Source organism: Leucobacter manosquensis (assembly GCF_018304845.1).
In the GTDB taxonomy this organism is placed as follows: domain Bacteria; phylum Actinomycetota; class Actinomycetes; order Actinomycetales; family Microbacteriaceae; genus Leucobacter; species Leucobacter alluvii.
This window is the reverse complement of sequence record NZ_JAFEVO010000001.1, coordinates 1,931,761-1,947,809: the sequence shown is the minus strand read 5'-3', so window position 1 is coordinate 1,947,809 and position 16,049 is coordinate 1,931,761. Positions and strand designations below refer to the sequence as shown.

Annotated in this window: 17 protein-coding genes; 6 read left to right on the top strand and 11 right to left on the bottom strand. The window is 68.6% G+C overall.

What is annotated here, in order from left to right:
* Positions 1 to 200: 200 nt before the first annotated feature.
* The 4 genes from JSQ98_RS09035 (at position 201) to JSQ98_RS09020 (ending at position 4,598) form a co-directional block, all read left to right on the top strand.
* Entirely contained in the window at positions 201 to 2,171 is a 1,971-nt protein-coding gene (locus JSQ98_RS09035; protein ID WP_211649318.1) for a serine hydrolase domain-containing protein, read from the top strand.
* Between the two features lie 129 nt (positions 2,172 to 2,300).
* Complete coding sequence (locus tag JSQ98_RS09030) at positions 2,301 to 3,281, top strand: diacylglycerol/lipid kinase family protein (RefSeq protein WP_211649316.1); 981 nt, start codon at positions 2,301 to 2,303, stop codon at positions 3,279 to 3,281.
* Positions 3,278 to 4,042 (top strand): alpha/beta fold hydrolase, encoded by a 765-nt coding sequence (locus JSQ98_RS09025; RefSeq protein ID WP_211649314.1) that lies wholly within the window; start codon positions 3,278 to 3,280, stop codon positions 4,040 to 4,042. Before JSQ98_RS09030 ends, JSQ98_RS09025 begins: the two co-directional genes overlap by 4 nt.
* A gap of 46 nt (positions 4,043 to 4,088) precedes the next feature.
* Positions 4,089 to 4,598, top strand: a complete 510-nt coding sequence (locus JSQ98_RS09020) for a DUF6328 family protein (protein WP_090152760.1) — start codon at positions 4,089 to 4,091, stop codon at positions 4,596 to 4,598.
* On the opposite strand, the gene JSQ98_RS09015 is transcribed toward JSQ98_RS09020, so the two are convergent.
* The gene (locus tag JSQ98_RS09015) at positions 4,599 to 4,934 is read right to left on the bottom strand and encodes a hypothetical protein (protein WP_211649312.1); all 336 of its coding nucleotides are present in this window, start codon (positions 4,932 to 4,934) and stop codon (positions 4,599 to 4,601) included.
* Positions 4,935 to 5,072: 138 nt separating this feature from the next.
* Entirely contained in the window at positions 5,073 to 6,311 is a 1,239-nt protein-coding gene (locus JSQ98_RS09010; RefSeq protein ID WP_211649310.1) for an MFS transporter, read from the bottom strand.
* A gap of 57 nt (positions 6,312 to 6,368) precedes the next feature.
* Here JSQ98_RS09010 and JSQ98_RS09005 point away from each other — a divergent pair, with 57 nt between their 5' ends.
* Positions 6,369 to 7,040, top strand: coding sequence for a GntR family transcriptional regulator (locus tag JSQ98_RS09005; RefSeq protein WP_200332066.1), 672 nt, complete (start codon positions 6,369 to 6,371; stop codon positions 7,038 to 7,040).
* Here the strand turns inward: JSQ98_RS09005 and JSQ98_RS09000 are convergent.
* The 8 genes from JSQ98_RS09000 to JSQ98_RS08965 form a co-directional block, all read right to left on the bottom strand.
* Entirely contained in the window at positions 7,005 to 7,355 is a 351-nt protein-coding gene (locus tag JSQ98_RS09000) for a hypothetical protein (protein WP_211649308.1), read from the bottom strand. The genes JSQ98_RS09005 and JSQ98_RS09000 overlap by 36 nt on opposite strands.
* A gap of 84 nt (positions 7,356 to 7,439) precedes the next feature.
* The gene (locus JSQ98_RS08995) at positions 7,440 to 8,633 is read right to left on the bottom strand and encodes a carboxylate-amine ligase (RefSeq protein ID WP_211649307.1); all 1,194 of its coding nucleotides are present in this window, start codon (positions 8,631 to 8,633) and stop codon (positions 7,440 to 7,442) included.
* Positions 8,634 to 8,790: 157 nt separating this feature from the next.
* Positions 8,791 to 9,687, bottom strand: coding sequence for a prenyltransferase (locus tag JSQ98_RS08990; RefSeq protein WP_211649306.1), 897 nt, complete (start codon positions 9,685 to 9,687; stop codon positions 8,791 to 8,793).
* Positions 9,674 to 10,018: a lycopene cyclase domain-containing protein gene (locus JSQ98_RS08985; protein ID WP_211649305.1), complete on the bottom strand. Its 345-nt coding sequence runs from the start codon at positions 10,016 to 10,018 to the stop codon at positions 9,674 to 9,676. The genes JSQ98_RS08990 and JSQ98_RS08985 overlap by 14 nt, the downstream gene beginning before the upstream one ends.
* On the bottom strand, positions 10,015 to 10,380 hold the full coding sequence (locus JSQ98_RS08980) for a lycopene cyclase domain-containing protein (protein WP_211649304.1): 366 nt from the start codon (positions 10,378 to 10,380) through the stop codon (positions 10,015 to 10,017). Before JSQ98_RS08980 ends, JSQ98_RS08985 begins: the two co-directional genes overlap by 4 nt.
* Position 10,381: 1 nt before the next feature.
* Positions 10,382 to 12,040 carry a phytoene desaturase family protein gene (crtI, locus tag JSQ98_RS08975; RefSeq protein WP_211649303.1) on the bottom strand — a complete coding sequence of 553 codons (1,659 nt, stop codon included), beginning with the start codon at positions 12,038 to 12,040 and terminating at the stop codon, positions 10,382 to 10,384.
* Positions 12,037 to 12,888, bottom strand: a complete 852-nt coding sequence (locus JSQ98_RS08970; protein WP_090152821.1) for a phytoene/squalene synthase family protein — start codon at positions 12,886 to 12,888, stop codon at positions 12,037 to 12,039. Before JSQ98_RS08970 ends, crtI begins: the two co-directional genes overlap by 4 nt.
* Before the next feature lie 38 nt (positions 12,889 to 12,926).
* Entirely contained in the window at positions 12,927 to 14,066 is a 1,140-nt protein-coding gene (locus tag JSQ98_RS08965; protein ID WP_336661888.1) for a polyprenyl synthetase family protein, read from the bottom strand.
* A 35-nt stretch (positions 14,067 to 14,101) separates the two neighbouring features.
* Between JSQ98_RS08965 and JSQ98_RS08960 the strand changes: the two genes are divergently transcribed.
* The gene (locus JSQ98_RS08960; RefSeq protein ID WP_346728763.1) at positions 14,102 to 14,740 is read left to right on the top strand and encodes a MarR family winged helix-turn-helix transcriptional regulator; all 639 of its coding nucleotides are present in this window, start codon (positions 14,102 to 14,104) and stop codon (positions 14,738 to 14,740) included.
* Between the two features lie 76 nt (positions 14,741 to 14,816).
* Here JSQ98_RS08960 and aztD read toward each other — a convergent pair whose 3' ends face one another.
* Positions 14,817 to 16,043 carry a zinc metallochaperone AztD gene (gene aztD / locus JSQ98_RS08955; RefSeq protein WP_211649302.1) on the bottom strand — a complete coding sequence of 409 codons (1,227 nt, stop codon included), beginning with the start codon at positions 16,041 to 16,043 and terminating at the stop codon, positions 14,817 to 14,819.
* Between the last annotated feature and the right edge of the window lie 6 nt (positions 16,044 to 16,049).

Here is a 16,049-nt window from a genome sequence, read left to right as displayed (position 1 = left end):
AGGCAGCGGGGCTTCCCGGTCCAGGCTGTGACACCGAGTGCAGGTTTTCTGCCGATTGTGTACTCGTTGCGTCGTGGTCGGCCAGTGCGCCGGACGAACGTTCCGCGTTCCTTCCCGGCGTCAGCGCGCCGCACCGTCGCAGTCCCGGTACAGTCGTGTTGCAAGGCACCACTGTGGCACGCCGAATCCGAGGACGTTTGATGCACTTAGTTGTTCGGCGTCTCGTACGCACCGGCGCGCTCGCGATGGCCGTCGGACTTCTCCTCTCACTCGGTGCCGCGGGTGCCCACGCGGCACCGCGAGCGGTGGAAGCTCCCGAGCTCACACGTGAAGACGTGAATGCGTGGTTGGACGGCATGCTGCCGTCGCTGTTGGAGCGAGAAGCGATTGTGGGAGCAACCGTGGCGGTGGTCGGCGACGGAGGCGTGGTCACTGAGCGCGGGTACGGAGCGGTCGAAGATGCGTCCGACGGGGCGCAGGCGCCGGTGGTGCCCGAAGAGAGCCTGTTCCGCATCGGCTCCATCTCCAAGCTCGTCACGGCGACTGCGGTCATGCAGCTCGTCGAACGCGACCTCGTCGACCTGGACGCGCCCGTCGGCGAGTACCTCGACTTCAGCCTTGAGACCCGTTTCGCCACTCCGGTCACGCTGCGCCACCTCCTGACGCACACGGCGGGCTTCGAGGACAAGGTCGCCGGTGTCATCGGCGACCCGACTGCTGCGGCGCCCTCCCTGCGAGAAGCGGTGACCGTGGATCCGCCGGAGCAGATCTTCGAGCCAGGCACGACTCCGGCCTACTCCAATTACTCAAACGGGCTCGCCGCGTATGTCGTCGAGCAGGTCGTGGGAGAACCGTATGCGAAGTATGTGCAGCGGGAGATATTCGACCCGGCGGGCATGTCGAATGCGACGCTCGACCAGCCGGTAGCCGCTTCGCAGCAGGAGAACATGTCGCACGGGTACGCGTACGCGGGCGGTGACGAGATCCCATTCGAAATGAACTCGCCGGCGCCCGCAGGGGCGATCTCCGCTACGGCGTCGGATATGAGCGCTTTCATGCTCGCACTCCTGCCGGGGAGCACCGCTCTGCTGCAGCCTGCGTCCCTCGATGAGATGCAGGCGCCAGCGCTTTCGGAGGAGCAGCTCGGCGGGCTCGCGGCCGGCCCCCGGATGGCCGTGGGGTTCTTCGGCGGCGACCGCAACGGCCATCGCATTCTGAGCCACGGGGGCGACCTCACGGCGTTCCACGCCCAGCTCGACCTCTATCCCGACGACCGGGCCGGTATCTATATCTCGCTCAACAGCACGGGTATCAGGGGGGACGGAACGACGGCGATTCGCGACATGCTCTCGAGGGCGTTCTCCGATCGGTACTTCCCCGACGAGCGGGATGACGCGAGCGCAGCAACCGAGACCGCCGGTGAGCACGCCGACGCCATCGCGGGCGCCTACCAGGTCGCTCGCCGCAGCGAGTCGACATTCATGCGATTGTTCTTCGCGCTCTCCGCGGTGGATGTCGTGCGCGGCGGCGGAAGCACGGTGTCGATCTCTGCACTGACGGATGCGAGCGGTGCGCCTGTGGACCTGATCGAGGTCGAACCCTGGGTGTGGGAGGAAGTCGAGGGTCAGCGTCGGGTCGCGGTCGACTACGAGAACGGGGAGGTCCGCGCCATCGGGCTGAACCCGGCGTTCGCGCTCCAGCCCATGCCGGCGACCTCTGCAGTGCTTCCCATGCTCGCGGGCGTTTCAGGAGCGATTCTGCTCCTCACCCTGCTGTCGGCCCCGCTCATGTGGCTCTTGCGCCGCTGGTATCAGCAGCCTTCGCAGGCAACTCGTTCCGAATCGGTGCTGAGCTGGACGAGGTGCGCGTGTCTGCTCGCCTTGGCATGCGCTGGGGTGCTGTGGGGCGTCATCGCCTCGGCGTTGCTCTCCGATGCGCCTCCGGTATCAGAAGCTCTGATTCGCGGCGCCCAGGTGTTGACGCTCGTCGCCGTCCTCGGAGTGGTCCCGGCAGTGCTCCTGGCTGTGATCCGCGGCCGACGGGCATGGAACGAGCCCAGTCGGAGGGGGTGGCTGCGCTGCATCGCTGCACTGATCGTTGTCGCCGGTTTCTTCGGGCTGGGGTACGTGGCGGTGATCGGCGGGCTCCTCGCGCCCAGTATCAGCTACTGATGTCTTGAGTGCGGCTCACACTCGCGTCGTCGAGCGAGACACCGTCTGCGGGCGGCAGCGGCGTCGATCGGCCTGTCAACCCCACGATGAGGTTGGCGCATCAGCGCCCCGAGATCGTACGATGAGCAAATGGTCGATACCCATCTGAAGACTGCTGCCGTCATCTACAACCCGATCAAGGTCGACCTCGACGTGCTTCGGGGTGAAGTGCAGCGAGCGGCTGCAGATGCCGGCTGGAACGAGCCGGTCTGGTTGGAGACCACGGCGGACGATGCCGGCCAGGGCATGGTCGAAGAAGCGAGGCGAGCTGATGTCGACCTCGTGATCGCCGCCGGTGGCGATGGGACGGTGCGCGCGGTCGCGGAGGGCCTTCGCGGATCGGCGATCCCGCTCGCCCTGCTCCCCTCCGGCACGGGCAACCTGCTCGCGCGCAACCTCAAGCTGACGCTCAACGACATGCCGGGATCCGTCACCTCGGCGTTCACCGGGAGGGATCGGCCCATCGATCTGGGCGTGATCGACATCGAGCGGCCGGATGCGTCGAGAGACCAGCACGTCTTCGTCGTGATGGCAGGTATGGGCATCGACGCGAAGATGATCAAGAACACGGATGGCGACCTCAAGGCGAAGGCCGGCTGGCTGGCGTATCTCGGTGCGATCGTCAAATCGCTCAGGGACCCGAACGAGCTGCACTTCCGCTTCCGTCTCGATGACGGGCGGACGAAACGGGCCGTCGCGCATACGGTGATCATCGGAAACTGCGGGTCTCTGCCGGCGAATATCCTTCTCCTGCCGGACGCGGTCGTGGACGACGGTCAGTTCGATATCCTGCTCATTCGCCCCGGCGGGCTGCTCGGTTGGATCAGGGTATGGGCGAAAGTGGCGTGGGTGAACGGCGTCATCCGCCGCACTCGTTCGGGCAGAGCGCTCACCGGGAAGCAGAAGGACGACGGCGACCTCAGCTACCGCACGGGCAAGCGCTTCGTCGCTCGCCTCTCCCGCCCGGAGGAGATCGAGCTCGATGGCGACGGCTTCGGCAAAGCCGCAGCGTTCAACGCGTGGATCGAACCCGGGGCTCTGCAGATCCGAGTTCCTGCCGATGCCCAGTGAATGCGTCGCGAGGGAGCTGCATTCGCGTTGGCGGCCTGAGCTTCGGCGTGTTCGCGACGCGAGCACCTCACGCTTCCGCCGCTTCCGCCGCTTCCCCCGATTCCCGGTACGTTCTCGTACATGGCATCGGCACCTCGCATCACTACCTCTCGCGGTTGCATCGCGAACTCGCGCGAAGCGCTGACGTGTGGTCGATCGACCTCCCGGGGTTCGGCAGCGCTCCGAAGCCTGCGTCGGCGCCCGACGTCGGTGAGATGGCGAATGCGCTCGGCCGGGTTCTGGAGGGAGTGGGCGGGCCGCCGTTCGTGATGATCGGACACTCCATGGGCGCCCAGTGGGTCACGGAGCTCGCGCGGCTGCGACCCGATCTGGTGCGCGCGGTGGTGCTCATCGGGCCGGTGGTGGATCGGGAGCATCGATCGGTGCTGGCGCAATGCCGGGCCTTGGTGGTGGACGCCCTGAGGGAGACACCGTCGGTGAACGGGCTCGTCCTCATGGCGTACCTCCGTTGCGGGCCCCGCTACTTCTTGCGACAGGCGCGGTACATGGTGCGGTACCGCCTCGAGGAACGGATTGCTGAAGTGAGTGTCCCGGCACTCGTCGTCCGAGGCGGCCGCGACGTCGTGGCGGGTGCGCGATGGTCCCGGCTGCTCCGCGACCGTGCGACCCGATCGGGTCTCGTGACCTTCGCCCGTCATCGTCACGCGGTGCAGCACACCGCTCCTCGTGAGGTGGCTGCCGCGATCCGGGAATTCGCCTGAGCCGGAGGGCTGGCTGCCGAGCCCCGCGAGGCCGTACAGTCGGCGTATGACCGATCTGAACGGCGACGGCCGCTCCGAGTCGACGAACGAGCGCGCCGACCGAAACTGGAACGAGATACTCCAGGAGTTGCGCGTCGCGCAGACGGGCACGCAGATCCTCGGCGGCTTTCTGCTGGCGCTCGCGTTCCAGCCGAGGTTTCAGGATCTCGATCGGTTTCAGCTCACCCTGTACCTGGTGCTCGTGGCGCTCGCCGGCATCGCCGCCGTGCTGGGTCTCGCTCCGGTCACGTTGCACCGCACGTTCTTCGGGAAAGGGCGCAAGCCAGACATCGTGCGGCTCGGCGGGCGTCTGCTCTCAGCCGACCTCGTCGTACTCGCACTGCTCGCAGCGGGCGTCACGGCGCTGGTGTTCGACTTCGCCGTCGGGCGCTCCGCGGGGCTCATCACGCTGGCGATCGGCGGTGTCGTCGTCGTCGGCGTGTGGGCCGTGCTGCCGCGCATCGCGTTCCGGCGCGGCAGCACGCCCGACCCTCGCGGGCCGGGCGATGATGAGTGATCAGTCGGGGGTGTCGACCGTGATGTGATCCAGGTCGTCTCGCTCGCCGCCCTCGTCTCGGTTGTTGCGATCCGCTTCTTGCTGGGTCTCGAAGGCATCGGCGCCCTCGTCGTCGTCGAGTTCCTCATCGGACGCCGGCTTCGAGGTCTTGCCGTCGAGCTGCGCGTCGCTGTTGGGCTTGCCGTTCGTGCTGTCGAGTGGATCGTCTGCGCCGGCGCGCGGTGGGTCTGCAGCGTCGGGGCCGGTCTGGCCGACCCGGTCCATGGCCTCCGGCACCGATTCCTCGACGGAGTCGGGCGATGCTGCGGTCGGGTGTGATGCGTCTTTCGATGTCATGATGACCTCCTTGGTTCTCGACGCTACGGGAGGCCGCCGCTTCGCGGAGCGGGGTTGTTGTCGGCAGATGTGACTGGTAACGCGCGAGGATCGCGGCGGCGCCGCGCCGAAGCTGCGCGCGGTGCGCGGCGGATCGCCTTACCCGTGCCGATCCTCTTGCGGGATCAGCGGGATGGCGATCAGCGGGGCGAGCGCGATGATGCCGAACACGAGCGGGTAGCCGAGCAATGCGATCGCCGCTCCGATACCTGGACCCACGGCCGATGCGGCGATGAACTGACCCGTGTTCTGCACACCCAGGGCGCGTCCGGCCCAAGCGCTGCCCGCCGCCTCGGCGACGGAGGTGTACGCCAGGCCGTTGTCGGCCACGCTCACCACGGTGGCGAGCACGAGCACGATGCCGCCGATGGCGAACCCTCCCGGGATCGCTTCGTGGGTGAAGCCGATGAGGGCGAGGAGCACCATGACGATCACGCCGCCGATGGCGACCCAGCGCAGTACGCGCACGCGATCGCCGACGCGGTCGCTCAGGCCGCCGATCACGATGCGGCCGAGGGCGCCGATGAACTGAGCGCCGCCCATGAGGAGACCTGCAGCAGTGGCGTTCCATCCGAGCCCCGAGATCAGCCACACCATGCCGAAGGTCGCGAGGGCGAACTGAGGCACGACGAGCAGTACGGAGACTCCATGGATTCGCGCGAGGAACCCGCTCGCTCGGTACGGATTCGAATGGCGGACCGGCTCACTCCTGGCGGCGCCGATGAGGCTCGGTCTCGGCGGGTTGCGGATGCCGATGGCGCACGCGACGGTGATGACGGCGAGCAGTGCGCTGAGCACGAGGAAGACGCCTGCGGTCTGCAGCGCCGACGCGATGGGAGGCACGGCGACCGCGGCAGCTGCGACACCGAGGGGCTGAGACATCTGTCGCACCCCCATGGCGAGTCCGCGCCGGTGACGCGGAAACCAACCGACGACGACTCTGCCGCTTGCCGCGTTGGTGCTCGCGGCGGCCGCGCCTCCGCAGAAGAGCGCGATGCCGAGCGGGATGAGGTCGCTGGTCAGCGCGGCAGTCACGGCGGCAGCGCCCGCCGCGGCCGCCGTGAGTCCGAGCCCGCCTGCGATCACCCAGCGCTCGCCGAAGCGATCCGCCGCTGCGCCCCAGAGCACGAGGGTGAGCACCATGCCGAGCGTCGGAGCAGCGGTGAGCATCCCGACGGCGGCGAGAGGCAACCCCAACTCGAGGTGCAGCAGCGGGATGAGGTAGACGGGTGCGCTGACCAGCATGGTGCCGGCAGCCTGCGCGAGGAGACCGAGCACGAGCACGGCCCAGGCCCGCGCGGGTACTGCGTCGCTCGATCTCGCCGACTCGTGACTCATCCTGCCCCCTCTGGTGTACCCGAATGGTATACCAATTCGGTATGTCATACTGACGGCATGGTGACGAGCTCTGAATCCGGAGCGTACGAAGCTCTGCGAACGGCGATCCTCGAATTCGACGTCATGCCCGGCGAACGGCTCTCGGAGCGGGGGCTCGAGCAGGCTCTCGGCGCATCGCGCACCCCGATTCGCGCCGCATTGATCCGGCTGGAAGCGGAAGGGCTCACCGGGCGCGAGGGTCGTGGCTGGCGCGTCGCCCCGATCGACGTGACCGAGGTGCGCGCGGTCATGGAGTACCGGGAGCTCCTCGAGGTCGGCGTCGTGCGCCTGGTGGTGGAGCGTGCGAGCGACGCCGAACTGCGCGCACTGGAGGAGTCGCTCATCGCGCCGGGAGAACTCGACGACCAGGCGACGAGCCTGCGTGAGGGGAGCGGATTCCACCAATCGCTCGCCCAGCTGAGCGGCAACCCCTTCTTGCTCGACGCCGTCACGTCGACGCTCACGCGGCTTGCTCGCCCGCGATGGCTCGTCGTGCGCACCGCGGCGTCTCGAGCCCAGGTGCGCGACGGCCATCGTGAGATTCTGGGCGCCGTGCAGGCACGAGACGCCGACCGGGCGGCGACGCTCATCGCCGCTCACACGCAGGCCACACGAGTCCGGCTCGTGGACTATCTCGCCGAGGAGCGCTCCCGGCTACGCGGCCGCGGTTTCGCTATCGTCGAGAGCTGAACTCCCGCCGAGGCGGTCGCGGGGGATCGAGCGGTCCGCGGTTGCCCCGGCACTCTTCGACGCCCACCGCAGGTAGGCGATGTACGGGTCATCATCGGGGAGTGCCGAATTCGCGGGAACCGACCGGCGGCGGCTCAGACCGAAGAGCGCGGCGAGACTCGCGAGCCGCAGCGGGTGCTGCTGCTGCTGCTCCGCGTCCGCGTGCACCGGAATCACGGGTTGCGAACGAGCCGTCGACGACAGTGAAACCGCCGTGGCTGCTGCGACGGGTCCCGCCGAGGGCTGGGTCGACCGAGCGCGATGCGGCTCTATCACGATGAGCTCCTTTGGAGATGGATGCGGTGCGAGATGCGGTCGGACGGATCGATGCCGGTGCACGCAGCGACGTCGTCGATCGGCTCAGATGGGCAGTGGATCGAGCACCGATGATGAGGGGCCGATCGAGCGATGCGTCTGCTCGATCGCCTCCTCCACGAGCGCCCGGGCGCTGCGACGGGCGTGCAGTGCGCGAAGCTGCCGCTCCGCACCGGTCCCGTTCGTGAAGACGTCGGCGACCATGCGCGACACGCGATCGAGATCTCCGGACGCCGAGAGGGCCGGAGCGATGTGCGCGAGGAGCGCGTCGATCGCGACGTCGGGGGCGCTCGGCTTGCCGAGGATCGGGTTCAGGAGCGGACCCGTGACACCGTGCCGGCTCGCCGACCACATTGCGAGGCGCAGCACGGGGGTCGGCAACGGGTCGGGCGAGAAGCCCGAGCGCCACTCGTGCGCGGCGGTCGTGACGAGGGCGCGGATGATCCCGGCGATCGCAACGGAATGCGTGGCCTCCAGGCAGACATCGGCGACGCGGATCTCGACGGTCGGGTAGCGCGGGCTGAGGCGCGCGTCGAAGTAGATCATTCCCTCGTCGACGAGCACGTCGGTGGCGAGCAGCTCGTCGACCGTGCGGTGGTAGTCCGCGGGAGACCCGAAGGTGTCGTACGGCCCCGCCGTCGGCCATCGGCTCCACACCTGGTACCGCTGGCTCGCGTAGCCGCTGTCCGCGCCGTTCCACATGGGGGAGTTCGCGCTCAGCGCGAGGACGAGCGGCAGCCAGGGCCGAATGCGATCGAGCACGGCGACGCCCTCGGAGTCGTCGCTCACTCCGACATGCACGTGCAGGCCGCAGGTCAGCTGCTCGCGCATCATGCCCTGGAATCGCTCTTCCATCGCGCTGTAGCGACCGGAGACGGTGAGCTGCGTCGGCCCCGCCGTCGCGCTGGTCGCCATCGCCGCCGCGCGCAAGCCGAGCTGCTGAGCGGCCGCGTCGGCGAGCGTGCGCCCCGCCATGACGCTCCGTGCGAGGTCGGAGAGCGAGGTATGCGGCACCGAGATGACTTCGATCTGCTCGCGCTTGCTCTCGCGCTCGAGATGCGTGACGCCCGCCGCCTCGGGAACGAGGGCGGCGACGTCGTCAGAAGCGGCGGCGGCGAGAACGAGTTCGATCGCCGGGGCCGGCCGGCCGGTGCGCGGGTCGACGAGCAGCAACTCCTCCTCGACGCCGACGGTGCGGAGGGCTTCCGGTTCGCGGCTGTGATCCGATGGGAAGCGCATGCCAAACTCCTTCTGAACTGCCGCGGCAGGGGACCCCGCAGTGCGGCTCCTGCATGCATCAGCGTACGAGTGCGCGCCGTTTCCCGATAAGCCCTTGACGTAACGAGGTTCTTAGGGCACGAAATGTTGCGAACGGGAGCAGCGGCGAGACCGAGTCCTACGCGGTGCGCAACCACCAGACGATGAGAATCATTGTGACGAGCGCCCCCGAGGCGTAGTTCAGCCAGATGAAGCGGCGCCAGGCCCCATTGGTGCGCCCGGAGTCGGCGTCGCTGATGCGGGCGTACGGCGCGCAGTTCGCGAGATACGGAATCGCGACGATTGCGGCGAGCGGTCCGGGGAACGGCGTGAAGAGCATCAGCACTCCCGCGAGCGCCCACAGTGCGAGCGCGACTCGCACGGTCGCTGCCGCGCCGAGCACGGTCGCGATCGACCCGATATCGGCCTCCCGGTCGGGCACGACGTCTTGCACGGCGCCGAAGGCGTGCGCGGCCATGCCCCAGCAGAAGAAGGCGAGCAGGATCAGCCAGAGCTCCGGGGTGAAGTGCGCGCCGGCCGCCGTGAGCCCGACGATCGCGGGGCTCACGAAGTGGGTGCTCGATGTCGCGGAGTCGATGAACGGTCGTTCTTTGAATCGCAGCACCGGCGCGGAGTAGGCGAGGACCGCGAATGTGCTCACCGCGAGGGCGAGCCATGATCCGGGCCCGCCGGCGATGGCGAGCACCACGAGGAACGGGATATTCGTCAGCGCGGCGAGCCACAGCATCGGCCGGTGGTACTTCGGAGCGAGCAGAGCGCCCTCGATCCCGCCCTTTCTGGGGTTGTTGATGTCGGAGGCGTAATCGAAGACGTCATTGATGCCGTACATGGCGAGGTTGTACGGAATGAGGTAGTAGATCGCTCCGACGATGAGCACCCAGTCGACCTCGCGGGTGGTGAGCAGCATCGCGGCCGCGAAGGGGTACGCCGTGTTGATCCAGCTCACAGGTCGAGATGCGACGAATGCCTGCCTCAGCAGCTGTGCGTTCCAGCCGGAGTGCTCACGCGCGTGCATCGGTCGGGTCCTCTCCTGCGACGCGTTTCCGCGTGGTGAGCCGGGTCCAGAGCGCCGGGGCGAGCAGCGCCACGGTCACCGGGTAGCTGAAGTCTTCCACGGGGACGAGGCCGACGGTCGGGCCGAGCGTGCGCCCGTGGCCGTACGAGAAGAGATCGGCGGCGATCATGAGTGAGTCGAAGACGGCGGTGAGGATCGCGAGCACGACGATCGCGATGCCGGTCGCCGCCCATTGGCGTCGCGCGACGGCCGGTTCGCGCCAGGGCGTCAGCGCGAGCGCTCCGAGGAGCGCTGCGCCGAGAAACGGGATGCTGATGAGGAGGTAGGTCATCGATCCTCCCCGTTGGTTTCGCCCTGGCCCGCGCGGCCCGCCCGGCTCGTTCGCCGTTCGATGATGCGCACGGCGCCGGTGAACGTCACCATGGTGCACAGCACGAGGAAGGCCAGGAAGACGGGCTCCTCGATCGGAAGCTCGTGCGCGATGAGAATGCCCGTCATGCCCGGGCTCGCGCCCATCTGGAAGACGCCCGTCACAATGCCGACGAGATCCCAGGCGAGCAGGAACAGCACGCCGACGGCCGTGACGATGGTCGCGGCGCGCCAGTCGCGCCAGAAGAAGAGCCGGAAGCGCGCATCGAGCAGCAGCATGCAGCCGCTCGCTCCGAGCAGGGATGCGAGGTAGATGATTCCCACGTCAGGATCGCTCCGGGGTCGGCAGCGGGCCGGCCGAGTGATCGCCTCGGATGCGCTTGAGCACGAGTTCGGCGCTGATCAGGCACATCGGGATGCCGACGCCCGGAGCGGTCGTCGCCCCGGCGTAGTAGAGGTTGTTGACACGCTTCGACTGGTTCTGGGCGCGGAACAGCGCGCTCTGGCGCAGCACGTGCGCCGGCCCCAGCATGCCGCCGCTCCACGAGTGGTAGTCGTCGACGAAATCGCGCGGGCCGATCGTCTCGCGCACGACGATGCGCTCGCGCAGGTCGGGAATACCCGCCCACGCACTGATCTGATCGATCGCAGCATCGGCGACTCGTTCGACGACGCCGTCACCTGCGCCGTCGCTGCCCCCGCTGCCGATCTCAGGATCGGCCGGCACGGGCACGAGCACGAAGAGGTTCTCGTGGCCGGCGGGCGCCACGCTCGGATCGGTCTCGCTCGGCTTGCACACGTACGACGAGGCGGGCGCCGGGATGCGCCGCGGCTCGTCGAAGATGTCGCCGAAGTTCCGCTCCCAATCGCGGGCGAAGAAGAGCGAATGATGGGGGAGTTCCGGCAGCGCCCCGCGCACCCCGAGCAGCACGAGCACGGCGCCGGGGCCGCTGATCTGCTTCGACCACCAGGCTTCGGGGTAGGTGCGAGCGGCCTCCGGCAGCAGCTGCGTCTCGGTGTGGTGCAGGTCGGCGGTGGAGACCACGACGTCCGCGGGAAGGCGGTGCTCGTCGCCGTCGGCATCCCGCCAGCGCACGGCCCGCGCGGACGTCGAGAAGCCGGTGCTGCGGCCGGCCGCCGGGTGATCGGCCTGAGGGGATCCGGCGCCCACCTCGATCTCGGTCACGTCGGCGCTGAGCACGATGCGCGCACCCGCCTCCTCCGCGAGCGCGGCGAGGCGCTCGACCAGGAAGTGGAAACCGCCCATCGGGTAGCGCACGCCCTCGTCGAGGTCGAGGGCGCTCATGAGGTGGTACATGGCGGGGGCGTCTTTCGGGTTCGTGCCGAGAAAGACCGCCGGATACCCGAGCACCTGGCGCAGCACCGGGTGCTCGAAGCGCTGCGCCACGAAGGATCGCAGCGAGGTGCCGAGCAGCCGTGCCAGCCGGGGCAGTGCGCGCAGCACGGGCGGGACGCCGAGCGTGCGCAGCCGGGTGAATGGGTTGTAGAGGAAGTACCGCTCGGCCATCACCGTGGTTTCGGCCGCCGAATCGAGGTATGCATCGAACGCCTGCCCGCTCTCAGGCTCGAGGCGCTCGAACACGGCTCGCGCGGCGCCGCGGCCCGCGGGGATCGTGATCGGCTCCGGCGCGCTGCCGTCGGCGCCCGGCTCACTGAAGACGCGGTAGCCGGGGTCGAGCAGGCGGAGGTCGAGCTGCTCCCGCGTCGTCGTGCCGAGCATCTCGAAGTAGTGATCGAACACGCTCGGCATCAGATACCAGGAGGGTCCGGTGTCGAACCGGAAGCCGTCTCGTGAGACGGTGCCCGCACGGCCGCCGACGCGGTTTCCGCGCTCGAGCACCGTCACGGCATGGCCCTCCTTGGCCAGGAGCGCAGCCGTAGCGAGACCGGCGATACCGCCGCCGATGACGACGGTGCGCGGAGCCGCGTCGAAGCCGCGACGGCGTGCGGATGCCGCGCTCATCGAGTCTCCCCCGCAGTGCGGGCGATGGATCGCACGATGATCGCGGTCTTCTGCCAGTCGGGCACGCGCACCCTGCGAGCGTACAGCTCATCGATCGTCGTGCGCGAGATCCGGCGGCTCAGGGCTGCGAAGAGGTTCAGTGCGGAGCGCACCGCGGCCCGCGCGTCCTTGGGCAGGAGCGGCAGCACCGCTCGCGCGTCGGCGAGCTCGGCTTCGATTCGACGCACCCAGTCGATCCGATCGGCGTCGGTGAGACGCTCCTGCGTGCCGAGATAGTTGCGGCCGAGGCGGTCGGTGTCATCTGCGAGATCGCGCAAGAAGTTGACGTTCTGAAATGCGGCGCCGAGGCTGCGGGCCCCGCGTTCGAGGCGGTGCTGCTCCAGTGCGTCGAGCGAGCGATGCCGGGTGAAGATGCGCAGGCACATGAGACCGACGACTTCGGCCGAGCCGTAGACGTAGGCGCCGTGCTGCTCGGCGTCGAACCCGCGCAGCTCTGCCGTATCGGTCGGCGCGGGCAGGTCGGCGCGCATCGAGGCGAAGAACGGGGCGGTGAGCGCCGCGTCGATCCCGGCGGCCCGCGCGGTGCGCGCGAAGGCGTGCACGATGAGGTCGCTCGAGTAGCCAGAGCCGATCGCTCTCCCGACCTCGCTTTCGAGTCGCTGCAGCGCGTCCGCCTGCTCGCCGGGCGTGAGCCCGGCCCCTTCGGTGACGCCGTCGACGAGTTCATCGGCGACGCGCACCAGTGCATAGACATTGCGCACGTGCGCGCGGTGCCGTCGCCCGAGCAGTCGGGTCGCGGCGCCGAACGAGGTGGAGTAGCTGCGGATCACGACGGCGGAGGCGCGCATCGCTGAACGGGTGTACCGGTCGAGCGGGGTGTCGGCCCTCACGAGCGTCGCCCGTCGAGTCGACCGGCCAGCGCCGCGAGAGGCTGCCGCGCGCTGTCGGGGAGGCCGGATGCGGGATCGGCGAGCGTTTCGTGCAGTGCGCGCATCTGATCGTCGATGAGGCCGCGCACGAACGCTTCGGCCCCGCACTCCCGAAGCAGGCCTCTCAGGCGTTCGCCCTCGGCGTTCGTGAGGGATCCGGTGCCGAACGACGGCTCGATCTCGGGCCACGCGCTCGTCATCCGCGCCGCCGAGATGACAGCGGTCTCCTTGCCCTCGCGCAGATCCGAGAACGCATCCTTGCCGTGCGCGGCGGGATCGCCGAAGGTCGAGAGGACGTCGTCCTGCAACTGGAACGCGAGCCCGAGGTGAGCGCCTGCCGCAGCGAGCGCGGCGTCGGTTGCGGGGGAGTCGGCCCCCGCCAGGATGGCGGCCGCTCGCAGCGGCAGTTCGAACGTGTAGGTCGCCGTCTTGAGGCGGCACATCTCGAGGACGGTCGCGGTGTCGGCGACGACGGTGCCGTCTTCGAGCCCGATATCGAGCTGCTCTCCGACCACGGATTCGGTGATCGCGTGAGCGAGGAGGTCGAGGAGGCGCGTGCGCATGGCGGGCTCGACGTCGACCCTGGCGAAGATCTGATGCACTTCGGCGAGCAGGAGGTCGCCCATGAGAATGCCGCAGCTGCGCGCCCAGTGCAGGCGCTGCGGGGAGGGTCGCTCGTGGGACAGCCGTTCATCGTGCGCGAGCAGGCCGACGAGGTTCAGGGAGCCACGGCGGGTCAGGTCCCCGTCGAACACGTCGTCGTGCAGCAGGAACGAGGCGTGCAGCAGCTCGATCGCCGCTGCGATCTCGATCGCCGCGGGAGGCAGATCGTCGTCGCTCAGCGCTGCGAACATGTCGAGCATCAGACGTGGGCGGATGCGCTTGCCGCCGGCGATGCGTTCCCCGCAGATCTTCCAGAGCTGCGCGAACGCGGGGTGATAGGCCTCAGCTGAGCGCCCGCGGGTGGCGAAGACTTCGGAGATCGAACGGGAGACCAGGCCCGCGTTGTCGAGCGGCGCTGCGGTGCCCGGCACCGCGCGGTGTTCTCGCAACTCGTCCACGTTGCCCCCGCTCATGTAGAAATCTTGATTACTCACCTAGAAAGTGATCAACTTCAGGATAATATTCTCGTGTGACGAAAAACAAGCGGAGCGCTGAGACCGACGTGTCGGGCGATGTCGGCGACGCCTCCGCCCTCTACCGGATGGACCATTCCGACCCGAAGTCAGAACTCGTCGACCGGACCGGTCTCAGCCACGACGACCTGCAGCAGATCGCGCGGCTCATGGAGGCGCTCAGAACACTGCGAGAAGCGGAGGAACGACTCTCGGCCGCTTCGCTCAAGTACATGCGCCTCAGCAGCGTCGACATGCGGGCGCTGCACTTCTTGATCGTCGCAGGCAACACCGAGGTGCTGCCGACACCCGGAGCCATCGCCGCCCACCTGGGGATATCGAGCGCCTCCACGACGAAACTGCTCGATCGTCTTGAGCGAGGCGGTCACATCTCGCGAGAGCGGCATCCAGATGATCGGCGAGCACTCGTCATCCGCATCACGCCCGAGACCCATGAAGCCGCGAAGCGCACGGTCGGTCAGCAGCAGGCGAACCGCTTCAACGCCGCCGCGCGCCTCACTCCCGACGAGCGCGAGGTCGTCGAGCGCTTCCTGCGCGACATGACCGCGGAGATCGACGTCAGCGGCATCGCCTGGGCGGAGGCGGCCGAAGCCGGAGCGCTCGCAGAGACGGCTGAGGGCGCCGCATCGGAGTGATGCGACGCCCTCAGGGGTGAGTACGCGCTGCTCAGCGCACTCCCGCCGACCGCGGCATCGCTGCGGTCGGTGCGGGTCAGTGCTCGCCGAGCGCGACCGCGAACTCGTTCGGCGTGTGCTCGAGCTCCGCTGTGGCGGTGACCTCACCGGTGCGCAGGTCGACCGCGTGCACCGAATTCGCCGCCGGTTCCGTCACGTACGCCGTGTCCCCTCCGGTGCCGATGATCGCCGGGTGCGCATCCTGCCACTCGGCCGGACCCTCCCAGGCGTCGATCACGGGGAACTCGTCGACCAGTTCACCGGTCTCCGGATCCAGCACGTGGATGGAGCCGTCGGTCGAGAGGATGTACGCGAGATCGTCGGTGCCGCGAGTGACATCGCGGAAGGTGTAGCGCACGTTCTCCGGCAGATCGACGACCTGCAGCTCCTGCGTGGCGGTGTCGATGAGTGCGACCGAGCCGAGCAGGTAACCCTCCGCGTCGGGGTCGGACTTGTAGTCGCCAACGACGATGGGGCTCGTCTCGGAGACGAATGCGTTGCCCATGCGGCCGTAGGTATCGGGGGCATCGAGCTTGGTGAACGTGCCGTCCTGGTAGAGCAGCGCGCCGTTCTCGCATCCGAAGACGACCGCCTCGTCAGCAGCAGTCCCCTCGCCGTGGATGCCGGGGCACTGGTCGTTCGAAGCGACCTCGTCCCAGTGGTCGTCGTGCGCGTGCAGGGCGACGGCCCCCGAACGAGTGGTCTCATCGCCGAGGGTCGTCACGAGCGTGCCGTCCTCGAGCTCGATCGATACGCCGTGGTGCGGGTGCTCGGCGGTGTGCGTCACCGATTCAGGCAGCGCATCCTCCGCGTGGGCGAGGTCGTGGGAGTCGAAGATCGTCGTCTCGCCCGTGCCGTCGTCGAAGAGCACGGTCTTGCCGGCATGGCGCACGACGTGCCCGGCGGCCGAGGCGTCCACGGTCAGGCCGGTGAGCGCCGGCTTCGCGGTATCGAGCAGCTCGAACCCCTTCGACGTCGTCACGAAGACGTGGCGGCCATCGCCAGCAGCGTTCAGACGGGTGAACTCCTCGCTCTCGAATTCGTCGACCAGCTCGAGCGTCTCGGCGTCGAGCACGGCGATGCCTCCCTCGTACGAGACGGCGACGCGCTGCTCGTCGGAGTGAGCGTGATCCTCGCTCGACGCGTTCGCTGGCGAGTCTTCCGCTGCTGAATCGTTCGCGGTGCTCGAGGAGCAGCCGGTTGCGAGCAGCGCGAGCCCGAGCAGCGCCGCGGGAGCGGCGTATCGAAGGTGTCGTCGGGTCATAGTGGT

Coding starts and splice junctions, on each gene's coding strand:
- JSQ98_RS08970 (WP_090152821.1), bottom strand. CDS start 12,888: ATGCGCGCCTCCGCCGTCGTGATCCGCAGCTACTCCACCTCGTTCGGC.
- JSQ98_RS09005 (WP_200332066.1), top strand. CDS start 6,369: ATGGTGACGAGCTCTGAATCCGGAGCGTACGAAGCTCTGCGAACGGCG.
- JSQ98_RS09020 (WP_090152760.1), top strand. CDS start 4,089: ATGACCGATCTGAACGGCGACGGCCGCTCCGAGTCGACGAACGAGCGC.
- JSQ98_RS09015 (WP_211649312.1), bottom strand. CDS start 4,934: ATGACATCGAAAGACGCATCACACCCGACCGCAGCATCGCCCGACTCC.
- crtI (WP_211649303.1), bottom strand. CDS start 12,040: ATGAGCGCGGCATCCGCACGCCGTCGCGGCTTCGACGCGGCTCCGCGC.
- JSQ98_RS09035 (WP_211649318.1), top strand. CDS start 201: ATGCACTTAGTTGTTCGGCGTCTCGTACGCACCGGCGCGCTCGCGATG.
- JSQ98_RS08990 (WP_211649306.1), bottom strand. CDS start 9,687: ATGCACGCGCGTGAGCACTCCGGCTGGAACGCACAGCTGCTGAGGCAG.
- JSQ98_RS08995 (WP_211649307.1), bottom strand. CDS start 8,633: ATGCGCTTCCCATCGGATCACAGCCGCGAACCGGAAGCCCTCCGCACC.
- JSQ98_RS08985 (WP_211649305.1), bottom strand. CDS start 10,018: ATGACCTACCTCCTCATCAGCATCCCGTTTCTCGGCGCAGCGCTCCTC.
- JSQ98_RS09030 (WP_211649316.1), top strand. CDS start 2,301: ATGGTCGATACCCATCTGAAGACTGCTGCCGTCATCTACAACCCGATC.
- aztD (WP_211649302.1), bottom strand. CDS start 16,043: ATGACCCGACGACACCTTCGATACGCCGCTCCCGCGGCGCTGCTCGGG.
- JSQ98_RS09010 (WP_211649310.1), bottom strand. CDS start 6,311: ATGAGTCACGAGTCGGCGAGATCGAGCGACGCAGTACCCGCGCGGGCC.